Consider the following 20068-nt stretch of genomic DNA (forward strand, 5'->3'; position numbering starts at 1 on the left):
GTTCTTTTCCTTAATGAGCGGCGATCGACGCTTGTGGAATAGGAGCGTCTACGAATTTTTTGTTAATCACTGTTTTATAGACGTTGAAAGCCATCAACAACATACCGCCTAAATAGCATAGGCCGCCCAATAAACGAATGACATAGAAAGGATAGGTAGCTTTTACTGACTCCACGAAACTGTAAGTCAACGTACCATCCGGTTCGAATGCTCTCCACATCAAACCTTGCATTACCCCAGCAATCCACATGGCGGCGATATAAATCACTACACCAATAGTTGCAATCCAGAAATGCAATTCAATTAATTTAGTGCTGTACATATCTCTTTGACCCACTAAACGTGGAATCAGGTAGTACAAAGAACCAATGGTAATCATCGCAACCCAGCCCAATGCGCCTGAGTGAACGTGCCCAATAGTCCAGTCTGTATAGTGAGACAAGCTGTTCACAGCCTTAATGGACATCATGGAGCCTTCAAAAGTAGACATGCCGTAAAAAGACAATGCCACCACTAAAAACTTCAAGATTGGATCGCGCCGTAATTTATGCCATGCGCCAGATAAAGTCATGATGCCGTTGATCATGCCGCCCCATGAAGGCGCTAATAAGATCAATGAGAAAACCATGCCCAAGGACTGGGTCCAGTCAGGCAATGAAGTGTGTTGCAAGTGGTGAGGGCCTGCCCACATATATGTGAAGTTCAAGGCCCAAAAGTGAACAATCGACAAACGATAAGAGTAGATTGGACGCTCAGCCTGTTTTGGAATGAAGTAATACATCATGCCTAAGAAGCTAGTGGTCAAGAAGAAGCCCACTGCATTATGTCCATACCACCACTGAATCATCGCATCTTGCGCACCAGAATACGCGGAGTAAGACTTGAAGAGACTCGCTGGCATTTCAATATTGTTCACGATGTGCAGAACTGCAATCGTCAAAATATAAGCTCCAAAGAACCAATTAGAAACGTAGATGTGTTTTGTTTTGCGCTTGATCACAGTGCCGAAGAAAACAATTGCATAGGCAACCCAGACAACGGTGATCAATAAATCGATAGGCCACTCTAGCTCTGCATACTCTTTAGAAGTTGTAATGCCCAATGGCAAAGTGATCGCAGCGGAAACAATCACCGCTTGCCAACCCCAGAAAGTGAATGCCGCTAACTTGTCACAGAACAGTCTTACCTGGCAGGTTCTTTGGACAATGTAATAAGACGTTGCAAATAAGGCTGAACCGCCAAAGGCAAAAATCACTGCATTGGTATGTAATGGACGTAAACGACCATAGCTCAGCCAAGGAATATTAAAAGTGATTTCAGGCCAAATTAACTGCGCTGCGAGGATAACCCCGACGAGCATGCCGACGATTCCCCAAAGTACAGTAACGATGGCAAATTGGCTGACTACCTTGTAATTGAAGGTATCTTGATTACCCCCCACGGTAAGTCCCATGGTTTCTCCTTTTTTGTGACCAAACAGCGACATAATCCAAATAGACTGAATGGATTATCGAATTGGGATCTAAAGGGGGTTTTGATCTATATCAAAAAGGTAGGGGCAAAATTAAAGCCCGCTAAAAAGATAAACCTTAAGACTAGAAAGGGCTATTAAATATATGGCTAATTTTGAGAGTGTTCACTAACTTTTTTTGGCGCTGGAGCATCATCATCCATCAAAATGGACTCACCTGGACCATTCAAATCATCGAACTGACCACTTTTAACTGACCAGTGCAAAATCCACGCCAATAGGCCTACCAAAAGCAGTGATAGTGGAATCAAAATATAAAGACTTTCCATCCCTATAGTCTAAGCTTTTCGTAAACGCCAAGCATTTAAGGTCACAGCAAGTGAAGAAAGCGACATTCCAATGCCGGCCACCCAAGGATTGACTAAACCCATCATTGCCGCAGGAATTGCTATCAAGTTGTAAACCAACGCCCATAATAAATTTTCCTTAATGATGGCCTGCGTCTTATCTGCCAAAGTTAAGGTCTTTGCTAGTGGCTCCAATGAGACTGCCGTGAGAATGGCATCAGCACCTGCAGCAGCGAGTGGTGCTCCCGCTCCAACTGCAATCGAGATATCAGCGCGTGCGAGCAAGGGTGCATCATTGACGCCATCACCAATCGCCCACACAAAACGTTTTGCATTTTGTAGGCGCTCAATATAGTCATACTTGTCTTCTGGCATACAACCACCTAAGTAACTTTCTATACCAACATGATTGGCCCACCAAGTAACTGTCGCCGGATCATCTCCAGACACTAAATGTACGGCAATGTTTCTAGACTTCGCAGTTCGCAATAGATTTTGTAAGCCTGGTCTTGGAGTATCCAAAAACACAAAGCTAGCAATGAGTCCTTCATCATCTGCGAGGTGGACCTGTCCATATTGGCCCTGTTGCGCATTGATCTCCAAACCCAACCAAGCTGAGCTCCCAAGGCGGTAAGGGCCTGAGCTTAAGCCTTTACCAAGCTGATTAATGACGGGGGCATCCAACTTTACAGGAGGAAGGTTTTCTAATTCGGTGGCACGCAAGATGGAAAGTGCTAAAGGATGTTTTTGGCCAGACTCTAAGGCTGCTGCAAGCGCTAAAACATCTTCACGACAATAGTCTGCCCGCAGATGAGTGATTTCTTGAAGTTCAGGCTGACCCATAGTGAGTGTGCCAGTTTTATCAAGCACAAGATCGGTTGCTTTAGCCAAACCCTCCAAGACATGCCCACGAACAATCAGTAAACCCAATTTTGTTACGGCACCCTGTGCTGCTGCCATTGCAGTAGGTACTGCAAGGGATAAAGCACAAGGACAACTCGCTACCAATACCGAAACCAGAACGGTCCATGCCTGACTGGGATCAAAGTACAACCAAATTGCAGACGATATAAACGCACTCAGCAATAAGAAAGCAACAAAATAGGCTGCCCACTTTTCTGCGAGACTGACCATCACTGGCTTTGCAAGCAGAGCTTGATCTAGCAATGAGGCAATACCAGCAATGCGAGTCGATTGGCCTACTGCATCAATTCTCATGATGAGTGGATTGAGAATGTTATGCGTCCCCGCATAAACGCGGTCACCTATTTTTTTCTCAACCGGTTTAGATTCGCCAGTTAGCAATGCCTCATCAAGCGCAGTGACGTTCTCAATCAAAATACCATCAGCCGGAACTACCTCACCTGGTGAGACACGTAATACTTCACCTGGATTGCAATTAACTACTGGAACCACCTGAACATCCTGTGAGCTTGGGTAATTCAAAATACGCTCGCAAGTCGCCGGTAATTGTTTTGCCAAAGCCTCTGCTCCGCCCTGAGCATCTTGTCTTGCCAATAATTCAACATAGCGTGCAGCCAAGATGAACGCCACAAACATCGTGATCGAGTCAAAATAACTTTGGCCAGATCCTGCAATGAGATTGATCGTGCCAGCAACGAAAGCTAAAGCCAAAGCTAAGGCAATCGGCACATCCATTCCCAACATATGAGTTTGCTTAAAAGATTGAATACTGCGCCATGCTGCCTGAAAGATCGGCCCTGCGGAGTACAACATCACCGGCACTGTCAATGCCCAACTCGTCCAGCCCAATAAGATTTCAAACTCAGGAGTGATGTCTGCGCCTACATAGGTGGGCCACGCATACATCATCACTTGCATCATGCCGAGCATTGCTACGCCAAGACGTGTGAGCAATTGCCGTTTTTCTTTTTTTGCTCTATCTAAAGAGAGTGAAGGCTCAAATGGCCAAGCTTCATAACCAATACGCTCGATTTCAAAAAGTAATCTAGCCAAGCTAGTTTTATCTGGAGCAAACCGCACCATTACCTTTTGTGTCACATAGTTTATTTGCACATCTTTAACACCTGAAATGCGTCGTAAATGTTGCTCACATAACCATACGCAAGCTGCACAGCGTATTTTTTCGAGACGTAAAGTGGTTTCTAAGTCGCCTTCATTCCCATGCGGTCTCGTAAAACGTCGACTCAAAGAAGGATCGTCATACGGCTTAAGTTTTTCAGGAATCTCATTGCTCGCCAGATAGGCTGCAGGCTTATCACCCGTCTGAGCACGACGTGCATAGAAAACTTCTAAGCCTTCGCCATGAATAGTCTGTGCAATCGCCATACATCCAGGACAACAAAATGATCGCTGCACCCCACTGAGCTCTGCCTCAATCAGTTCCCCAGGCAAAATACTGCTTGAGCAGTGATAACAAGTCGCTTTGATACTATTGGTCATTGCTCATGCGCTTGTTTTATCTACCCAGCCATTGCGACGCTCGTAAATTACAAAGAGGACGCCCCACATTACAACTGCAATATAAGCCCATACCCATGCAATCTGGGAAGAGCGTGAACCTGCAATATCTAATACAAAACCAAAAATAGCGGGGCCCATCAAACCACCGCCAAATCCCATCAGCGAATGCAATCCCATGGCAGCACCCTTGATATTTTCTTGGGCATTAATGACCAAGCCTGCAGTAAGCGTTGCTGAGTCAGCCATGATGAAGATGGCATGACCAACCGCTAAGGCCACAATGAGCCACCAGGAATGGCCTGTAGAACTGGCAAGCGCAATCCCCATCACAGCGCTTGTCAGCATCACAATGCAAACCCACTTTTGACGCCCTACTCTCAAGGCAATCTCGTTGCCCAAAATGGATGAAGGAACACCGAAGAAATTAATTACTCCAGCCAAGGTAGTAGCAGCTAGAAAAAAGGACTCGCCAGATGCGGCCGCACAGAATGCAAAGAAAGCCACAATCCAACTGCGAGAGGCAAATAGCTCAAGAGAGTGAGCGGTATAGCCAAAAATAAATCCAGATGCCTTTTTGTTTTGTAGCACTAATTTCCATTTATCAACCGGAAATATGTCACGCAAACGTATCTCTATCGGACCTTTCCACTGCTCATGCGCTAACGGAGGTATGAAAATCAACACAATCAGAAAGGCAGTAAATGGTCCCAATGCAATGATTCCAAATACATAGTGCCAACCCAATGCACTTAATATCCAACCGGAACATAAATAAGAAAACCCCGTACCAATTCCAAAGAAGGCAGTATAAAAAGCAATGTGGCGCGTTAACTCACCTGACTTAATTCGGTCAGATAAAATTTTGAGGCCTGGCATATAGGTACCCGCAAGACCTGTCCCATTGATTGCCATAAAGAACATCGCTGTCCAAAAATTTGTAGCGAACAAACTCATTCCTAGTAGGCCAAAAGTAGCGGAAAGCCCTCCAACGAGATAAACCTTGCGTGCATCTACACGATCAGTCAATGCAGTGGCCAAAGGAACCGCGAGCATATAGCCGAAAAAGAAAGCGCTAGCTATTAGGCCAGATTGAAGATTACTTAAATGCCACTCTTCCTGCAAAGGAGTCAGGACAACAGCATAGCAAGCGAAACCCAATAAAGCACAGGTTTGCGCCATCAGCATGAGAGGGGTGTAACCAGTTGATCTAAAGCGCATAAGGTATCAGTAAAAACGTGAATCTATTCTACTCGCCCAAGCAAACAAAGACCCGCTACACTAATGAAAATACGATGGAGACAATATGAAAAAAATACACTTTCTGAGCTACTGCACCAGCCTCGTCCTTGGCCTCACAAGCACACTAGCATTAGCAGACAACTACCCCATAAAACCCATTAAAGCCATTGTTCCATTTGCACCTGGAAGCGCAACTGACCAAATTGGACGGGCCTTCGCAGCCAAAATGACTGAGATACTTGGTCAACCTGTTGTTATTGAAAATCGCCCTGGAGCAAATGGCATGATCGGTGCAGACGTTGTAGCTAAATCTCCAGCAGATGGATACACCCTTTTATTTGGCACAAACAGCACCAATGCTGCCCTCAAAAGCTTGGTGAAGAATTTGCCCTACAACCAAGACACAGCGTTTACTCCGATTGGCTACTTTGGTTCAGTGCCTTTGATCGTGGCAGTTAATAATGATTTGCCTGTGAAATCCCTGAATGGCTTTGTCTCCTTGGCAAAAGCAGACCCTGGAAAAATTACCTTTGCATATGCCAGCACATCACAACGTGTTTCTTCAGAGATGCTAGCAAACGCCGCGGGCATCAAAATGACTGGCGTTTCTTATAAGAGCGGTCCCAATGCAATGACAGATTTAATTGGCGGCCAAGTCAATATGTTTACAGCTGACTTTGCAGTGACCTTGCCACAAGTACAAGCAGGAAAAATTCGTGGTCTAGCGGTTACCTCGCTCAAACGTTCGCCCGCTATCCCTGAGCTGCCGACTGTGAATGAAGCATTAGGCATCAAGAATTATGAATTGATTGCATTCTTCGCAGCCTTTGGTCCTGCTGGCATGCCCAAAGACGCCGTCATGAAATTGAATAAGGCGATTAATGATGCAGCCAAATCTAAAGATTTGACTGAACGATTTGCATCTCTGGGTTTTGAAACTCAACCTGGTTCGCCTGAAGCGCTGGGACAAAAAATTAAGTTTGAAACTGCTAAATGGGCTCAAGCCATCAAAGCTGCTGGGATGGAAGCCGAGTAAGCGCACTACTCAATATTGACCTCCATGGACAAGAGCCAATAAGAAAGGCTCTTTCCATGAGAGTCGAGATTAAGGGAGAGATTAACTCCTCCATCTAATAAATCATCAATAACAAAATTCAAAGCCGTTAAATTTGGCAAATCATAACGTCTTACTGAGGTTGGATTTCGAAAGCTAAAGTGTGCTTTGACTTTTTCAGCAGTTAATTCTCTTTGTAAGATTGCAAAATCTTTTTGCTGATAAGCGATCACACTGATATTTGAACGAGATCCTTTATCACCAGTACGTGCATGGGCTAATTCATAAAGGGGAACGAAAGACCTCTTCATCTATTGGCTTCCCCTTTGTAAAACCCATAAGAGGCATTAATGTCCTCCCTGGGAATAAAACCAACCAAGGTATTGAGTCGAGGTTTCAAGCTAGTCCGAACGCCGCCTCCACCAGCAGGACCACAGGTATATAAGGCAGTAACCTCTCGGCAAACCTGCATGACCACTGAGCGATCTTGATGGGCCGCTGCAACACGTAAGCGAATATCTTCAAACTGATGATTCGCTGCTTGAACTGGACCATGTCCTGAGTCGCTAGAAAATATACTGGATGAGCCAATAAAATCCACCCTCAAATCTAATTGCTTGCCGAGACGGTCACGAATGATTTGTGCTGCTAGCTGTGCCCGTTGATAGGCATGATGACCTGCATAAGAAATTTCTGCTTCAGCCAGCCAACCTCCATCAATACAGATGTTGGCTTTTAAGGTACCTGGTCTTGGATGACCTTTTATGCCAGTGACTTGCACTCGACTGCTGCCCAGGTCATTTATATGGGCTTGAGTAATATCAGCAATCACATCTGGCGTTAAATACTGAGCGGGATCATGCAGCTCATATAGCAACTGTTCTGTCACAGTCATGCGGTTTACTAAACCACCAGTATTCATTGGTTTTGTAACGCAAATATTTCCTGCTTGATCAAACTCAACAATCGGAAATCCCACATTACTGAGATCAGGAACATCCTTGTAGCCTGGGTCTGCAAAATAACCACCGGTAACCTGAGCACCACATTCAAGAAGGTGTCCAGCCATAGTGGCTGACGCTAAAAAATCCCAATCACTCCAGTCTTTCTTGAAATACGCCATTAAAGGACCAACAGTTAACGCAGGATCAGCTACACGCCCCGTCACCACTATCTGAGCGCCTGCGCTTAAGGCATCAGCAATTTCTTTGGCACCCAAGTAAATATTTGCGCTGACTAACTGACTAGTAGATAAGATTTTTCTATCGTTAGCAGACAGAGAGGCTTCTAATTTTTCTCTAAATTGCGGCGATGAAATATCATCGCCCTTCACAATAGCAATCCTTAAATCAGAAATACCCTGCTCTTTTGCTAAGCGAGCAATCAATTGTGCCGCTGCCTTTGGATTTGCCGCTCCAAAATTTCCCACAATAGGTATACCGCCATGCACACAATCAAGCAATATCGGCTTAATCATTTCTTCTAATAAGGGTTCATAGCCTAACCGTTCATTTTGAAGGCGTTCTAATTGTGCAAGCGCTAATGTTCTTTCGGCTAAACTTTCAAAAATCAAACAGCTTGGCCCACCCAGTCTTAAAAGTTCTTTGACCAAAGGCTTGGCAACACCTAGCCGATCGCCTGAAAATCCAGCGGCACAGGCTATACGATATAGATCAGACACAGCAGTCGACTAGAGTTATTGTTGGCTACGATTTGGAGAATCTTGAAAACCGTTCGACCTGAAGGTTAGCACCAGAGTATCGCGATATCCATAGTCTGCCAACGGCTGAATAGGAGTAGATTCATGGATCATGCGCTCATCATTCATGAGCAACAACGACCATGGTTGAGTCAAGGTAAATCGTAAGCCAGCAGAGCCTTTGGCATCAAATATTCTAGTCTCACCGCCCTTGATGCCAACTCGATCAAGCAAAAACACTGCCACAAAATCAACGCCATCACGATGTGCGCCCTCTGGTGTTGGTCTACCAATACCATCAGTAGTATCAATCCGAAACTGATGGGCCTCTACAAACCAGGTTGTGACTGGCTTTAATCCACTTAAGACATTTGCCAGGCCCAAGAGTACCGCTTGCCATGCTGAGTCATTAATGACATTTGCCTGAACGGGTTCAAACCAACGCTCAATTCCACCATGCAATGCGTTGTAATTTACAGACTGCCAATGTGCGCGATGCGGGACTAAAGTCAGCGCATTATTTTTGATCTCATAACTAGCATGGCGACGAAAGCGATAACGCCCACCATCTTTTAGATAAGGATCTCTTGGCAACCCCTCCCAACATTGGATCAAGTTCTGCAAATTCGCTAAAGGGACTTTACTAATCTCGGCAACTGTTTCGGCTGAGGCAACTGCAAAGCCATCATCCCGCAAAGCTTGCGGGATGTCTCTTGCTGAAGTTAAGGCAGGAGCGAGATTAGCTGATGTCATTATTTCATTTTATGGCAATCAGCCAAAATGGTTTAATCCAGCTGCGCGCCAGATGCCTTGACGATTTTCGCCCATTTAGCTAACTCATCCTTGAGCAAGCCGCCCAGCTTTGCAGGTGGCACAGGACTTAAATCCAAGCCTTGTGCAATTAACTTCTCGCGAACATCAGGCTTTGCCATCATCTTATCCATCGCCGCTTGAATTTTCTTTACCGCATCAGCTGGGGTACCAATCGGAGCAAATAAAGCCACCCATACTTCGCCCACACAATCAGGATAAGTCTCGGCAATAGTCGGAATTTCTGGGGCAGCACTAGAGCGCTTAGCCGAACTAATTGCAATTGCTTGAAGCTTTCCTGCCTTGATGTAATTTAAAGCAGATGGAAGACTAGCAAATGCCAATGGCACTTGACCCCCCAAAACATCATTAATCGCTGGCGCTACACCTTTATAGGGAATATGCTGCATATCCACACCAGCACTAGTATTGAGCATTGCTCCTAGTAAGTGGCTAATTGTTCCATTACCAGCAGATGCATATGAAAGTTCACCTGGTTTCTTTTTGGCAGCAGCAATCACATCAGCTAGAGTTTTATACGGTGAGCCTGGTGGCGATACTAGAACATAGGGTGTTGCGCCAATGTAATACAGCGGAACAAAATCATTCACCGGATCAAATCCGGGATTTTTATATAGCGCTGGATTAATTGCTTGTGCGCTATTAATGGTCAACAGGAGTGTATACCCATCTTTTGCTGAGCGTGCCACACTCTGCGTGCCAATATTGCCACCAGCACCAGGTCTATTCTCGACCACTACAGACGCACCAATAGCATCCCCAAAAGAGGGTGCAATGAGGCGAGCCACAATGTCATTTGTGCCGCCAGCAGCCTGAGGAACCACCATCGAGATAGGTTTATTGGGATAAGGCTGTGCCATCACTGATGATGAGAGCAAAAGGCCAAGCAGTAATCCTGCAACAGCAGTCATTTTTTTATACATATTGTCTTCCTTAAGAATACAGATGCTTTAAGCGGGCACGCACATCTCCTACGTGACCTTTAAGGTCATAGAGCTCCTTAGAATCCATCATTGAAACTTTGATGTTATTTACGCGTTTTTCAATGACCTCTAAATCTTTTAGATTTTTTTCTTTGAGTTCCGGGTTAAAAGCATTTCTCTCAAGATCCCTTAGCTCAGAATACACTTGCGCAAGCTTGAGACGTAGCATAAAGTTTTTAGCCGAGGGGATATAAGTAAACAAAGGGATCAAGATCACCAATAGCGGGATAACGATTTTCACAAAACGCCCTACCCATACCGCTGTCCAGAAAGGGAGGTGGCGATGCAAGAAGGATGGGCCATCTTTTAAGTAAATCTCAGCATCCACATGCAAGGGAAAGTCCATGCCAGCAGCAGAAGGAAACTCTCCTGGCTTTTGCAGGCGGGAGTATGACTTCAGAATATCGTAAGAAGCGCTTAACAATAAAGAAATCATAGCGGGACTCACATTGTCATGCGTTACTAAAGTGGCAGTAGGTGCAATCACCTGGATATCTTGCCGTGGAAGGTCATACTCAATACTTAATAGACCGCGAGGAACATTCACCTTCGATAAATATGGCATGTTACGGGTATAAGCATCTGCTTGATCAAAACTCATTAAGCGAATACCAGGAATTTTGTAAAACTTTTCTAAGATGGGAGCCTCAGCAGCGGCCACAATAAATACCGCATCTAAGTCACCACTATTAAGTTTGGCAAGCGCTTGATCTGGTTTTAATTTTTCAGCATGAATTTCATTTTCAGCAATGCCACTAATTTTTAACAATGCGGCACTCAATGCCAAGGTTCCGCTACCCTCATTACCAATGGCGACCCGCTTACCTCTAAGCTGACCTAAAACCTGAAGCTTTCCACCCTCATTTTTAAACGCTGGCTCACGATACCAAACCCACACGGGCTCATAAAACATTCCTGCAATAGAAACCAAATTAGGATACTTGCTAACATCCGCAACGCCACCCTGGATCATTGCAAAGTTAACACCAGACTTAGGATCGTTCAGTAGCGCCAAATTATCAATCGTTCCACCAGTAGCTTTGACCTCCAAATTGACGCCATCAGTTGCGACTTCTTTCTTCAAGCGCTCACCAAACTGGTAATAAAGACCGGTTGGGAATCCAGTTGCCATCTCAATTGCCTTAGGTGGAGGAGGCACCAAAATCCACAAAATAGTAAAAATGGAAAGTAACAATAAGCAGAAGCCAAGGGCAATTGCGAAGGGGTTGTAAATGTGTTTTTTTAGAGAATTCATGAGGCCTCTATAGTTAATTGCTTTGGCTACTCAAGCCATGTTATTCATTTACTGCCGAACTTGATCAATCAATAACTTGACCTGACTTGATCCGACTTTAATCGTTTGGGCTACCGAGATCAAATCTCCTACTTCGGCCTTAGCCATTCCGGTTTTAGAAATCCGCACTTCAACAGAAACCTCGGAAAGTTTTGAGATAGGTGCACTAGGATTCATTGCCAATGCATCAGTCAAAGCAAAACTCATCGGAAACTCAGCGACTGGAGTTTTGAGAACAGCTACCGGCATACGCTCGCCCGGTTGACGTGCAATCACCATCACCACGTCACCCGACTTCACTTTAGCCTTCAGCTCAGGTGCAATATCAATCCTGCCGCTGACACCTTTGCCAGCAGCAATACCAGTGTTAGCACTAGTTAACCCACCCTTAGTCCGCGCCTCGGTAATTGAAGCCTCAATAGCACGGGACTCTTCAGAACCTGGGGGTAATTGTTGGGCGAGTCTTTCCCAAGTTTGAACGGCCGCCTTGTAATTGCCATCACCAAAATATGCAGAGCCAGACAGCCAAAGTGCCAATAGATTTTTGGGGTCTAACTTGAGTGCTTGATTGATGAGCTGCAATGGCTTTCCAGAGAAACTACCATTAGCAGTAGCCGCTAATGTGTCAGCGTATTCCGACAATAGTTCTGGATCATCATTAATAAAACTGCCTGCACGACCATAGGCCTTGGCAGCGTCTTCATTTCGACCTAAGATTCGATAGGAGCGACCCAGCATCGCCCAACCCTTGAGGTTACCGGGATCTTTTTCCATCTTCAGGGCAAAATCAGCAACCATTTGCTCAATATTTGCCTGTGTCATTGGCTTTTGATCATTTTCTTGGGCGACACGAAGCACATCACCTAAAGTGAAATATAGGCCGGAAGATAGTAATACGATGAAAATGCAAAGACCGATCACTACTTTTTTAGCAGAACCCATTACGGCTTTGTCATCTTCTTCATTAGTATCCTGAAAAAGACGTTGGCGCATTTCTGCATGGCTCATTTCATACTCTTGCGCATTAATCGTTCCAGCAGCATGTTCGGCTGCTAATTTATCAAGCTCATCACGATAAATGGCAGCATTCATCTGACGACGAGAGGTGCCCTCAGTTTTTCCAGAAAAGATAAATGGTCGCAGCACTAAGACCAAAACAAGTACTAGTAATAAAAAGGCGGGAATGAAAAAACTAGCCATGGATGCCATCCCGATCGTTTTTACCCAGCGTTTTTAATAGTGCATCGATTTTTTGGTTATCTTCTTCGGATAGCGCTTTGCTAGAGGCAATCTGATTGCGACGGCGCAAATACGAAAGTAAGAACGCAATCCCGATCACCAAAATCACAAATGGTCCAATCCATAGCAGCCAGGTAATGGGCTTGACTGGTGGACGATAGAGTACAAAATCGCCGTAGCGTTCTACCATAAACGTTCTAATCTGATCATCGCTCTTACCCTCTTTAATAAGGGTACGAATCTCTCTGCGAAGATCATTGGCTAAGTCAGAACGGGAACCCGCTAAGGATTCATTCTGACAAACCAAGCAACGCATTTCTTCGGAGATGCTAATTAAACGCTGCTCAGTCACTGGGTCGTCAGCAAGTGGTGCCGCATCATTTGCAAAGGCAGCATGCAAACACAATATCGACGTACAGACTAAAAAAATACGTTTCATGATTTTTTTAGCTCAGCTATTAAAGGGAAGATTTTTTGATTCAGAATCTTTTGGGTAATCGGACCAATATGCTTAAAGCGAATAATGCCGGCTTGATCAATCACATAAGTTTCCGGAACGCCATACACACCATAATCAATCCCCACCCTGCCATTAGCATCGAATGCAGACAATACATACGGATTGCCCTGCCTTTCTAACATTGCGAGAGCATCTTCACGCTTATCTTTGTAATCTAAGCCAATTAATGGTGCTTGACCTGACTTGGCTAGCTCAACCAAGACGGGATGTTCTTCGCGACAGGCAACACACCATGAAGCCCATACATTCAAGATCCAAACTTGACCCTTCATAGCCTCTGGGGAGAAAGTTTTATTGGTTTGAGCCAACTGCGCAACTTCAAAAGCGGGTGCAGGTTTATTAATCAGAGGGGAAGGCACTTCGTGTGGATCACGATTGAGTCCTACTGCTAAAAAGATAACGAGGACTACAAACAATAGCAGCGGAATGAGAAATTTAGCCTTCATGATGCAGCTTTCTTTAACTTCATTCGATAGCGTTTGTCAGAGATTGCGAGGATGCCACCTAAAGCCATGAATAAGCAACCACCCCAAATCCAATCAACAAATGGCTTGTAATAAACTCGAACAGCCCAAGCCTTATCGTTTAGCTCTTCGCCGAGGGAAACATAAACATCTCGGGTTAAGCCCACATCAATAGCTGCCTCAGTCATTGGCATTGTAGAAGAAAAATAATTACGCTTTTCTGGGTAAAGGGTGGCTTCAGTCTTACCATTTTTCGTTAACAAAAATGTACCGCGCATCGCTTGGTAATTTGGACCAGGAACCTGAGCAACACCTACCAGCTGAATCTGATAGCCACCGACATTCACGGTATCACCAGCAAGCATGCGTACATCTTTTTCTTCCTGATAGGCACCAACCATTGTCACGCCAATGACAAAGATAGCAATGCCCAAATGCGCAATCTGCATTCCAATAAACGAACGAGTCGGTTTACCCAATTTTGCCTGTCGAGCAATTTGCATGCATCCAGAAGCAATCACCCAAAACGCAAGCAAGAAACCTAGTCCAGCCAACCAAGTAAATTGACCCATGATCAGCGGGATAACAACTCCAGCAATGACGGCAACCAGACCAGCTAGCCATAAGCGCTTAATCACGGAGAGGAGATCGGTATTTTTCCAGTTCGTCCACGGACCAATACCCATAAGAACCAACAAAGGAATCATGATGGGCACAAAGACACTATTAAAGTAAGGAGGGCCTACTGAAATCTTACCTAAATGCAGTGCATCTATTACTAGAGGGTAAAGAGTACCCAGCAATACCGACCCAGCCGAAACCACTAAGAACACATTACCCAACAAAATAAATGTCTCTCTAGAGCTCAAGCTAAATTTTCCGCCCAATGTGTTTTTTGGAGCACGCCAAGCATATAAAGCTAAGGACGAACCAACGACTAGCGATAAGAAAATCAAAATAAAGATTCCACGTCTTGGATCTGTAGCAAATGCATGAACCGAGGTCAATACGCCTGAGCGTACTAAGAAGGTTCCCAATAAAGACAATGAGAAAGCGGTAATAGCTAAGAGTACAGTCCAACTCTTAAAGCCACCGCGCTTTTCAGTTACTGCTAAAGAGTGCAGCAAGGCAGTGCCAACTAACCATGGAATAAAAGAAGCATTTTCAACAGGGTCCCAGAACCACCAACCGCCCCAACCCAATTCGTAATAAGCCCACCAAGAGCCTAGCGCAATACCGAGCGTCAGAAATACCCACGCAGCAGTTGTCCATGGACGCGACCAACGCGCCCATGCAGCATCTAATCGACCAGATAACAAGGAGGCAATGGCAAACGCAAATGCCACGGAGAAACCAACATAACCCATGTACAACATCGGCGGATGAAACACCAAGCCCGGATCTTGCAGCAGCGGATTTAGAGAGCGCCCATCTGGGGCCGCAGGTAATAAACGCTCAAAAGGGCTCGATGTAGTTAAAACAAATAACAATAATCCACTCGTCACCAAACCCAATACACCAATGACTCTAGCCACCATGAACTCATCCAAAGCTTTAGACAGTTGAGCTACTAAGATTGTCCAAGTGCTTAACAAGAAGATCCATAGCAATAAAGAACCTTCGTGCCCGCCCCATACCGCGCCTAAGCGATAGATGATCGGCAATTGCGAGTTGGAATGCTCTGCAACATAGAGCACTGAAAAATCATTGACGTAAAAGCTCCACGCCAGAATGACAAATGCAATGGCCAAGAGCATGAAGACAGTTTGAGCGGCTGGTCTGGCGAGCACCAAGAATTCGCGACGCCCATAATGTGCGCCTACTAGCGGCAAGACCCCTTGAATCACAGCAATACATAAGGCCAAAATGAGTGCGTAATGCCCAAACTCAGGAATCATTTATTACTTCCATTTTTCTGAGCTTGATCCAGAGCATGCTTTGCCTCGGGGGGCATATAGTTTTCATCATGCTTAGCCAATACTTCACTAGCTACAAATTCACCATTGGGATTCATGCGACCTTGGATGACGGCGCCCTTACCTTCTTTAAATAAATCTGGAAGGATTCCTGTATAAGACACTGGAATATCTTTGACGAGATCGGTCATCACAAAGTGAACCGTCAAACCATCTCGCTTTAATGAGCCGTCTTTCACCATGCCGCCAATTCGAAATGCCTGACCTTGCGGCGCTTTTCCAGCAGCCACTTCACTTGGGGTGACATAGAGGGCAATATTGCTATTGAGTGCATTCAAAATCAACATTGCAGCGATGCCAATCACAACTAGGGCAGCAACAATAATTAATGCACGTTTATGTCTAGGTTTCACTAACTGCTCTCTTGATCAAACTGTTCGGCTAAACGCTCTTGCTTCAGTCTGCGGATAATCGCATTCTTGCGAGCCCGAATAGTAAGAGGCTCTAACAATAAAACGGCTGCACAAACACCAAAACTGCTCCACACATAAAGTGCGTAACCACCCATTGCAAAAAACTCTGCTGGACTATTCCACATTAGTTTTTTACCTCATCTAATTGTCTCACCCAATCGGTATGGGCTTCACGCTCCAAAATAATGGCGCGTACCCGCATCAAGCCCACTGCAATGGAGTACATCCAGAAGCACAGAGCCATTAATAACATTCCTAGCAACATGGTCTGTGCCATGGCAGGCGCTTTGGTCAAAGACACTGAAGCACCTTGATGAAGGGTGTTCCACCACTTCACTGAAAAATAAATAATGGGCACATTGACCACACCAACTAAGGCCAAAATCGCACTGGCTTTATCTGCTCTGCGGGGATTATCAATGGAGGCCTGAAGGGCAATAAAGCCTAGATATAGAAATAGCAAGATCAGTTCTGAGGTCAGGCGCGCATCCCAGACCCACCAAGCCCCCCACATTGGCTTACCCCAAAATGCCCCAGTCCATAAAGACAAAAACGCCATCCATGCGCCAATCGGGGCTAGCGCTTGCGCCATCATCGCCGATAAACGGGTATTAAAAATTAATCCTAAACCGGCCCAAGCCGCCATGACCAAATAGATAAACATCGACATCCAAGACGCAGGTACATGAATAAAGATGATGCGATAGCCTTGACCTTGCACTGCATCTACAGGCGCAACAAAGAAACTAACCCAAAGACCAGCAATACCAAAAATGGCTGTCAGTACCCAGAAAAACGGAATGAGTTTTCCAGCCACCGGATAAAAGGTGCTGGGGCTTGATAACTTAAACCAGTTAATCAGGCGGTTATTAGAAAAAGTATTGGTATTCGTCATTCAATCGCAATCTTTACAGCAGTAGCACTAACCCAAGGTACAAATGCTAAAGCCAAAATCAATAAAGCGCCCAGCAGCGAAAAATGCTCAGAAGCATCTAGACCCACACTGCTGGCATATACCGCCCCAGCCCCAAAAATCAGTACCGGAATATACAAAGGCAGTATTAATAAGCTCATCAATACACTGCCACCCCGAACACCCAAAGTTAAGGCAGCGCCAATCGAACCCAAAAGAGAGAGTACTGGAGTGCCCAGTAACAAGGTTCCCATCAATATATAAAGGGAATTTGGATCAAGATCAAACTGAATGCCAATGACTGGAGCCAAAATCACTAATGGCAAACCGCACACCATCCAATGCGCAATGATTTTCCCGGTAACCAACAAGACCATCGGTTGTGGTGATAAAACCATTTGCTCTAGATAACCATCAGCATAATCAGCCGCAAACATTCGGTGCAAGCCTAGTAAGGTCGACAACAGAGCAGCAACCCAGATCACCCCTGGAGCAATTTTGCGAAGCAGCGCTGCATCTGCACCAATACCCAAAGGAAATAAACTCGTAACAACAATGAAGAAAAATAATGCTGTCAGAACTTCACTCTTGCGACGCATGACCAAGAGCAAATCACGACGGATCATGGCAAACAAGGCGCTCATAAGTCCAGCACCTTTACCTTAGGAAGGTTTACTGCTTGATGGCTTGTCAATACCAGTAAGCCCCCAGCAGCGAGATGCTCAGCAATCAGCCTCTCAAGTTCAGCGACTGCATGAACATCTAACGCATTAAATGGTTCATCCAAAATCCATAAGCGGGCTTGACGGGTTAGCATGCGAGCCATTAAAACTCGACGCTTTTGTCCTGCCGATAAGCAATGGACTGGTAAATTTTCACGGCCACGCAAACCAAAGCGAGATAAAGCAGCTAAAGCTTTCTCTAGAGAAAGTGGCACATCATCAAGCGCCGCATACATCTGTAAATTTTCGAGAGCGCTCAACTCTTCTTTAAGTGCATCACGATGCCCCAAAAATAATAATTCGCGATGATATGAAGCAGCTTCTGAAAAGATTGACTGCTCATTCCACAAAACTTCACCAGACTCTGGTTTGGATAAACCCGTTAAGAGACGCAATAGACTGGTTTTACCAACGCCATTCTCACCACGAACATGCAAACAATCACCGGCATCAAGCCGCAGACTCAAATTTGTAAAGAGCTGCCGATCCCCTCTCACACAGGTCAAAGCACGGGCTTCAAGCGCGTGACTAGATTGACTGGAAGTTGGGGAGGAATGGGCTGTCATGAGTGTTTTGGCATGAATCAAACCGCCAAACGCATTGTCCAAGAGCCCCTAGAGGCTGTCAAACATACAGAAAGGGATTTTTGAGAATAATCTCTTTGAATTCAATTGCTTACGTAATTATAAGCGGAGTTAGGCTACCCTTACCTAAAAGCCCAGGGCACTACTCTGGCTTGATTCCAGCGCTTTTAATAATTTTGCCCCAGCGTACGGACTCTTTCTTCTGAAATACCCCAAATGCCTCAGGCGTCATGGCGTAATACTTGGCGCCCTCAGACTCTAGCTTTTTTTGAACAGCAGGCTGTTGCATGATTTTGCTCACATCATCGTGAAGTTTCTTAACGATCGCTGGTGGAGTACCCACTGGAGCAAATAAGCCAATCCAATTTTTGACATCAAAACCTGGAAGTGTTTCGCTAATGCTCGGTAGATCTGGCATCGATGGATCCCTGGTGGCACCTGTCACTGCCAAGCCACGCAACTTATCACTTTTTACATAGGGAAGAATCGTAGGCATGGTTGCAAACATGACTTGAGTCTGTCCGCCAATTAAATCCGTAATAGCCAAAGCATTTCCTTTGTAAGGAATATGCGTCATGTCTACTTTAGCGGTCATGACAAAAAGTTCTCCAGCCAAATGACTTGCAGTTCCAATGCCTCCTGATCCATAGGAAACTTTTCCAGGATTCGCTTTTAAATAGGAGATGAGTTCGCTTACATTTTTTACTGGAAGGTTTGGATTGACAGCTAATAAACCTTCAGCATCAAGCACAAAGACGACTGGAACGAAATCTTTTAGCGGGTCATACGGCATATTCTTGACGAGATAAGGGTTTACAGCGTGAGTGCCGATACTACCCATAATCAAGGTATAGCCGTCTGCTGGCGACTTAGCAACAAAATCAGCGCCAATATTTCCGCCGCCGCCTGTTTTATTTTCGACGATCACCGGTTGTCCATAAGACTCACTTAAGCCTTGCGCAATGATTCGTGAGAAGCCATCCGCAATCCCGCCTGTAGCAAATGGGGAAATAATTTTAATTTGACGATTGGGGTAATTTGTAGCTTGAGCATGAGCAAGCTGAGCACCAAAAATCGTTAAACCCAATACACAAGCAAGCGTAATTTTTTTCACGTGTTATTTCTCAAGAATGTTTATAAAGAGGTGCGGGCGCTAAACCCTGCACTTGATATTTCTGAATTAAATCGGCAACCAAACCTGTACTAATAAACCTCTCTACACATCCAGTTAAAAACTGAATCGCTTCAAGATTGGAGGTCTTAGTTGCAATGGCTTGTTGAATACCAGTAAATTGACCGTCTAGTACCCGTGATCCAGGGATGCTTTGGGCAGCAGTCAGTAAGCCTGTTTTGAGCCCCGCTAATGCATCTAATTTTTCATTCACAAATAAAGCATTACTCGCCTGAACGCTATCTGCATGGACAAGAGTGGCATGCTGTAAATGACGCTGCAACCAAAGATCGTAGGCGCTCTTCACAAAAGAGGCGATACGTACCCCAGGCTGATCCACTTGAGAGATCTTTTGAATGGGCGAATCACCCATGACTAGATAGGTGGCCTCCAACTCAACATAGGCCGGTGTAAATGTGACCTTTTTTGCCCGCGCAGGATCAGAGCCCACTAATACAATCCCGCATCTTCCAGTGGCAGCGGAGTCAACTACCTCATCCTGAGTTTCAAAGCCAATTAAATTGAGTTCAACTTCTAATTGTCTAGCAATCTCACGACAAATATCCGGGGCGATCCCAGTTGGCTCACCTGAAGGTGAGCGGCCAGTCACTAGCAAAAAGTTTCCTAGATAGACTGCAGCAGAGAGAACACCATGAGGAGCCAGCTGACTCCTCACCTCAGGCGAAATGAAATTCAAAAGGAT

Annotated in this window: 21 protein-coding genes; 1 reads left to right on the plus strand and 20 read right to left on the minus strand. The window is 45.2% G+C overall.

Annotated elements, in window-relative coordinates:
- Window positions 1-10: 10 nt before the first annotated feature.
- From ccoN to FD968_RS07770, 4 genes are all read right to left on the minus strand, one after another.
- A complete protein-coding gene (gene ccoN, locus FD968_RS07755) occupies window positions 11-1453 on the minus strand; it encodes a cytochrome-c oxidase, cbb3-type subunit I (RefSeq protein WP_215365285.1) in 1443 nt (480 codons plus the stop codon).
- Between the two features lie 167 nt (window positions 1454-1620).
- Window positions 1621-1800 (minus strand): cbb3-type cytochrome oxidase assembly protein CcoS, encoded by a 180-nt coding sequence (gene ccoS, locus FD968_RS07760; RefSeq protein WP_215365287.1) that lies wholly within the window; start codon window positions 1798-1800, stop codon window positions 1621-1623.
- Between the two features lie 9 nt (window positions 1801-1809).
- Window positions 1810-4242, minus strand: a complete 2433-nt coding sequence (locus FD968_RS07765) for a heavy metal translocating P-type ATPase (protein ID WP_215365289.1) — start codon at window positions 4240-4242, stop codon at window positions 1810-1812.
- 3 nt (window positions 4243-4245) lie between these two features.
- A complete protein-coding gene (locus FD968_RS07770) occupies window positions 4246-5481 on the minus strand; it encodes a nitrate/nitrite transporter (protein ID WP_215365292.1) in 1236 nt (411 codons plus the stop codon).
- Between the two features lie 85 nt (window positions 5482-5566).
- On the opposite strand from FD968_RS07770, the gene FD968_RS07775 reads away from it, so the two are divergent.
- Window positions 5567-6538: a tripartite tricarboxylate transporter substrate binding protein gene (locus tag FD968_RS07775; RefSeq protein ID WP_215365294.1), complete on the plus strand. Its 972-nt coding sequence runs from the start codon at window positions 5567-5569 to the stop codon at window positions 6536-6538.
- A gap of 5 nt (window positions 6539-6543) precedes the next feature.
- Here the strand turns inward: FD968_RS07775 and FD968_RS07780 are convergent, their stop codons facing one another.
- The 16 genes from FD968_RS07780 to FD968_RS07855 all read right to left on the minus strand — a co-directional run bounded on the left by FD968_RS07780 (window position 6544) and on the right by FD968_RS07855 (window position 20062).
- Window positions 6544-6867: a hypothetical protein gene (locus FD968_RS07780; protein WP_215365295.1), complete on the minus strand. Its 324-nt coding sequence runs from the start codon at window positions 6865-6867 to the stop codon at window positions 6544-6546.
- Window positions 6864-8237 carry an acyclic terpene utilization AtuA family protein gene (locus FD968_RS07785; protein WP_215365297.1) on the minus strand — a complete coding sequence of 458 codons (1374 nt, stop codon included), beginning with the start codon at window positions 8235-8237 and terminating at the stop codon, window positions 6864-6866. Before FD968_RS07785 ends, FD968_RS07780 begins: the two co-directional genes overlap by 4 nt.
- Before the next feature lie 15 nt (window positions 8238-8252).
- Window positions 8253-9008, minus strand: coding sequence for a 2OG-Fe dioxygenase family protein (locus FD968_RS07790; RefSeq protein WP_215365300.1), 756 nt, complete (start codon window positions 9006-9008; stop codon window positions 8253-8255).
- A 32-nt stretch (window positions 9009-9040) separates the two neighbouring features.
- Window positions 9041-10009, minus strand: a complete 969-nt coding sequence (locus FD968_RS07795) for a tripartite tricarboxylate transporter substrate binding protein (RefSeq protein WP_215365302.1) — start codon at window positions 10007-10009, stop codon at window positions 9041-9043.
- A 10-nt stretch (window positions 10010-10019) separates the two neighbouring features.
- Window positions 10020-11324: a TAXI family TRAP transporter solute-binding subunit gene (locus FD968_RS07800; RefSeq protein ID WP_215365304.1), complete on the minus strand. Its 1305-nt coding sequence runs from the start codon at window positions 11322-11324 to the stop codon at window positions 10020-10022.
- Between the two features lie 48 nt (window positions 11325-11372).
- A complete protein-coding gene (ccmI, locus tag FD968_RS07805) occupies window positions 11373-12563 on the minus strand; it encodes a c-type cytochrome biogenesis protein CcmI (RefSeq protein ID WP_215365306.1) in 1191 nt (396 codons plus the stop codon).
- Window positions 12556-13041: a cytochrome c-type biogenesis protein gene (locus tag FD968_RS07810; RefSeq protein ID WP_215365309.1), complete on the minus strand. Its 486-nt coding sequence runs from the start codon at window positions 13039-13041 to the stop codon at window positions 12556-12558. The genes ccmI and FD968_RS07810 overlap by 8 nt, the downstream gene beginning before the upstream one ends.
- Window positions 13038-13568: a DsbE family thiol:disulfide interchange protein gene (locus FD968_RS07815; protein ID WP_215365311.1), complete on the minus strand. Its 531-nt coding sequence runs from the start codon at window positions 13566-13568 to the stop codon at window positions 13038-13040. The genes FD968_RS07810 and FD968_RS07815 overlap by 4 nt, the downstream gene beginning before the upstream one ends.
- Window positions 13565-15484 carry a heme lyase CcmF/NrfE family subunit gene (locus FD968_RS07820; RefSeq protein WP_215365313.1) on the minus strand — a complete coding sequence of 640 codons (1920 nt, stop codon included), beginning with the start codon at window positions 15482-15484 and terminating at the stop codon, window positions 13565-13567. The genes FD968_RS07815 and FD968_RS07820 overlap by 4 nt, the downstream gene beginning before the upstream one ends.
- Window positions 15481-15915 (minus strand): cytochrome c maturation protein CcmE, encoded by a 435-nt coding sequence (gene ccmE, locus FD968_RS07825; protein ID WP_215365315.1) that lies wholly within the window; start codon window positions 15913-15915, stop codon window positions 15481-15483. Before ccmE ends, FD968_RS07820 begins: the two co-directional genes overlap by 4 nt.
- On the minus strand, window positions 15915-16100 hold the full coding sequence (gene ccmD, locus FD968_RS07830; RefSeq protein WP_215365317.1) for a heme exporter protein CcmD: 186 nt from the start codon (window positions 16098-16100) through the stop codon (window positions 15915-15917). The genes ccmE and ccmD overlap by 1 nt, the downstream gene beginning before the upstream one ends.
- On the minus strand, window positions 16100-16870 hold the full coding sequence (ccmC, locus tag FD968_RS07835; RefSeq protein ID WP_215365319.1) for a heme ABC transporter permease CcmC: 771 nt from the start codon (window positions 16868-16870) through the stop codon (window positions 16100-16102). The genes ccmD and ccmC overlap by 1 nt, the downstream gene beginning before the upstream one ends.
- Entirely contained in the window at window positions 16867-17532 is a 666-nt protein-coding gene (ccmB, locus tag FD968_RS07840; RefSeq protein ID WP_215365321.1) for a heme exporter protein CcmB, read from the minus strand. Before ccmB ends, ccmC begins: the two co-directional genes overlap by 4 nt.
- The gene (gene ccmA / locus FD968_RS07845; RefSeq protein WP_251367546.1) at window positions 17529-18218 is read right to left on the minus strand and encodes a cytochrome c biogenesis heme-transporting ATPase CcmA; all 690 of its coding nucleotides are present in this window, start codon (window positions 18216-18218) and stop codon (window positions 17529-17531) included. Before ccmA ends, ccmB begins: the two co-directional genes overlap by 4 nt.
- Window positions 18219-18336: 118 nt before the next feature.
- Window positions 18337-19308 carry a tripartite tricarboxylate transporter substrate binding protein gene (locus FD968_RS07850; RefSeq protein WP_215365323.1) on the minus strand — a complete coding sequence of 324 codons (972 nt, stop codon included), beginning with the start codon at window positions 19306-19308 and terminating at the stop codon, window positions 18337-18339.
- Between the two features lie 10 nt (window positions 19309-19318).
- Window positions 19319-20062, minus strand: coding sequence for a transporter substrate-binding domain-containing protein (locus FD968_RS07855; RefSeq protein WP_215365326.1), 744 nt, complete (start codon window positions 20060-20062; stop codon window positions 19319-19321).
- Window positions 20063-20068: the final 6 nt, after the last annotated feature.

Origin of the sequence: Polynucleobacter sp. AP-Titi-500A-B4 (assembly GCF_018688095.1) — a bacterium.
In the GTDB taxonomy this organism is placed as follows: domain Bacteria; phylum Pseudomonadota; class Gammaproteobacteria; order Burkholderiales; family Burkholderiaceae; genus Polynucleobacter.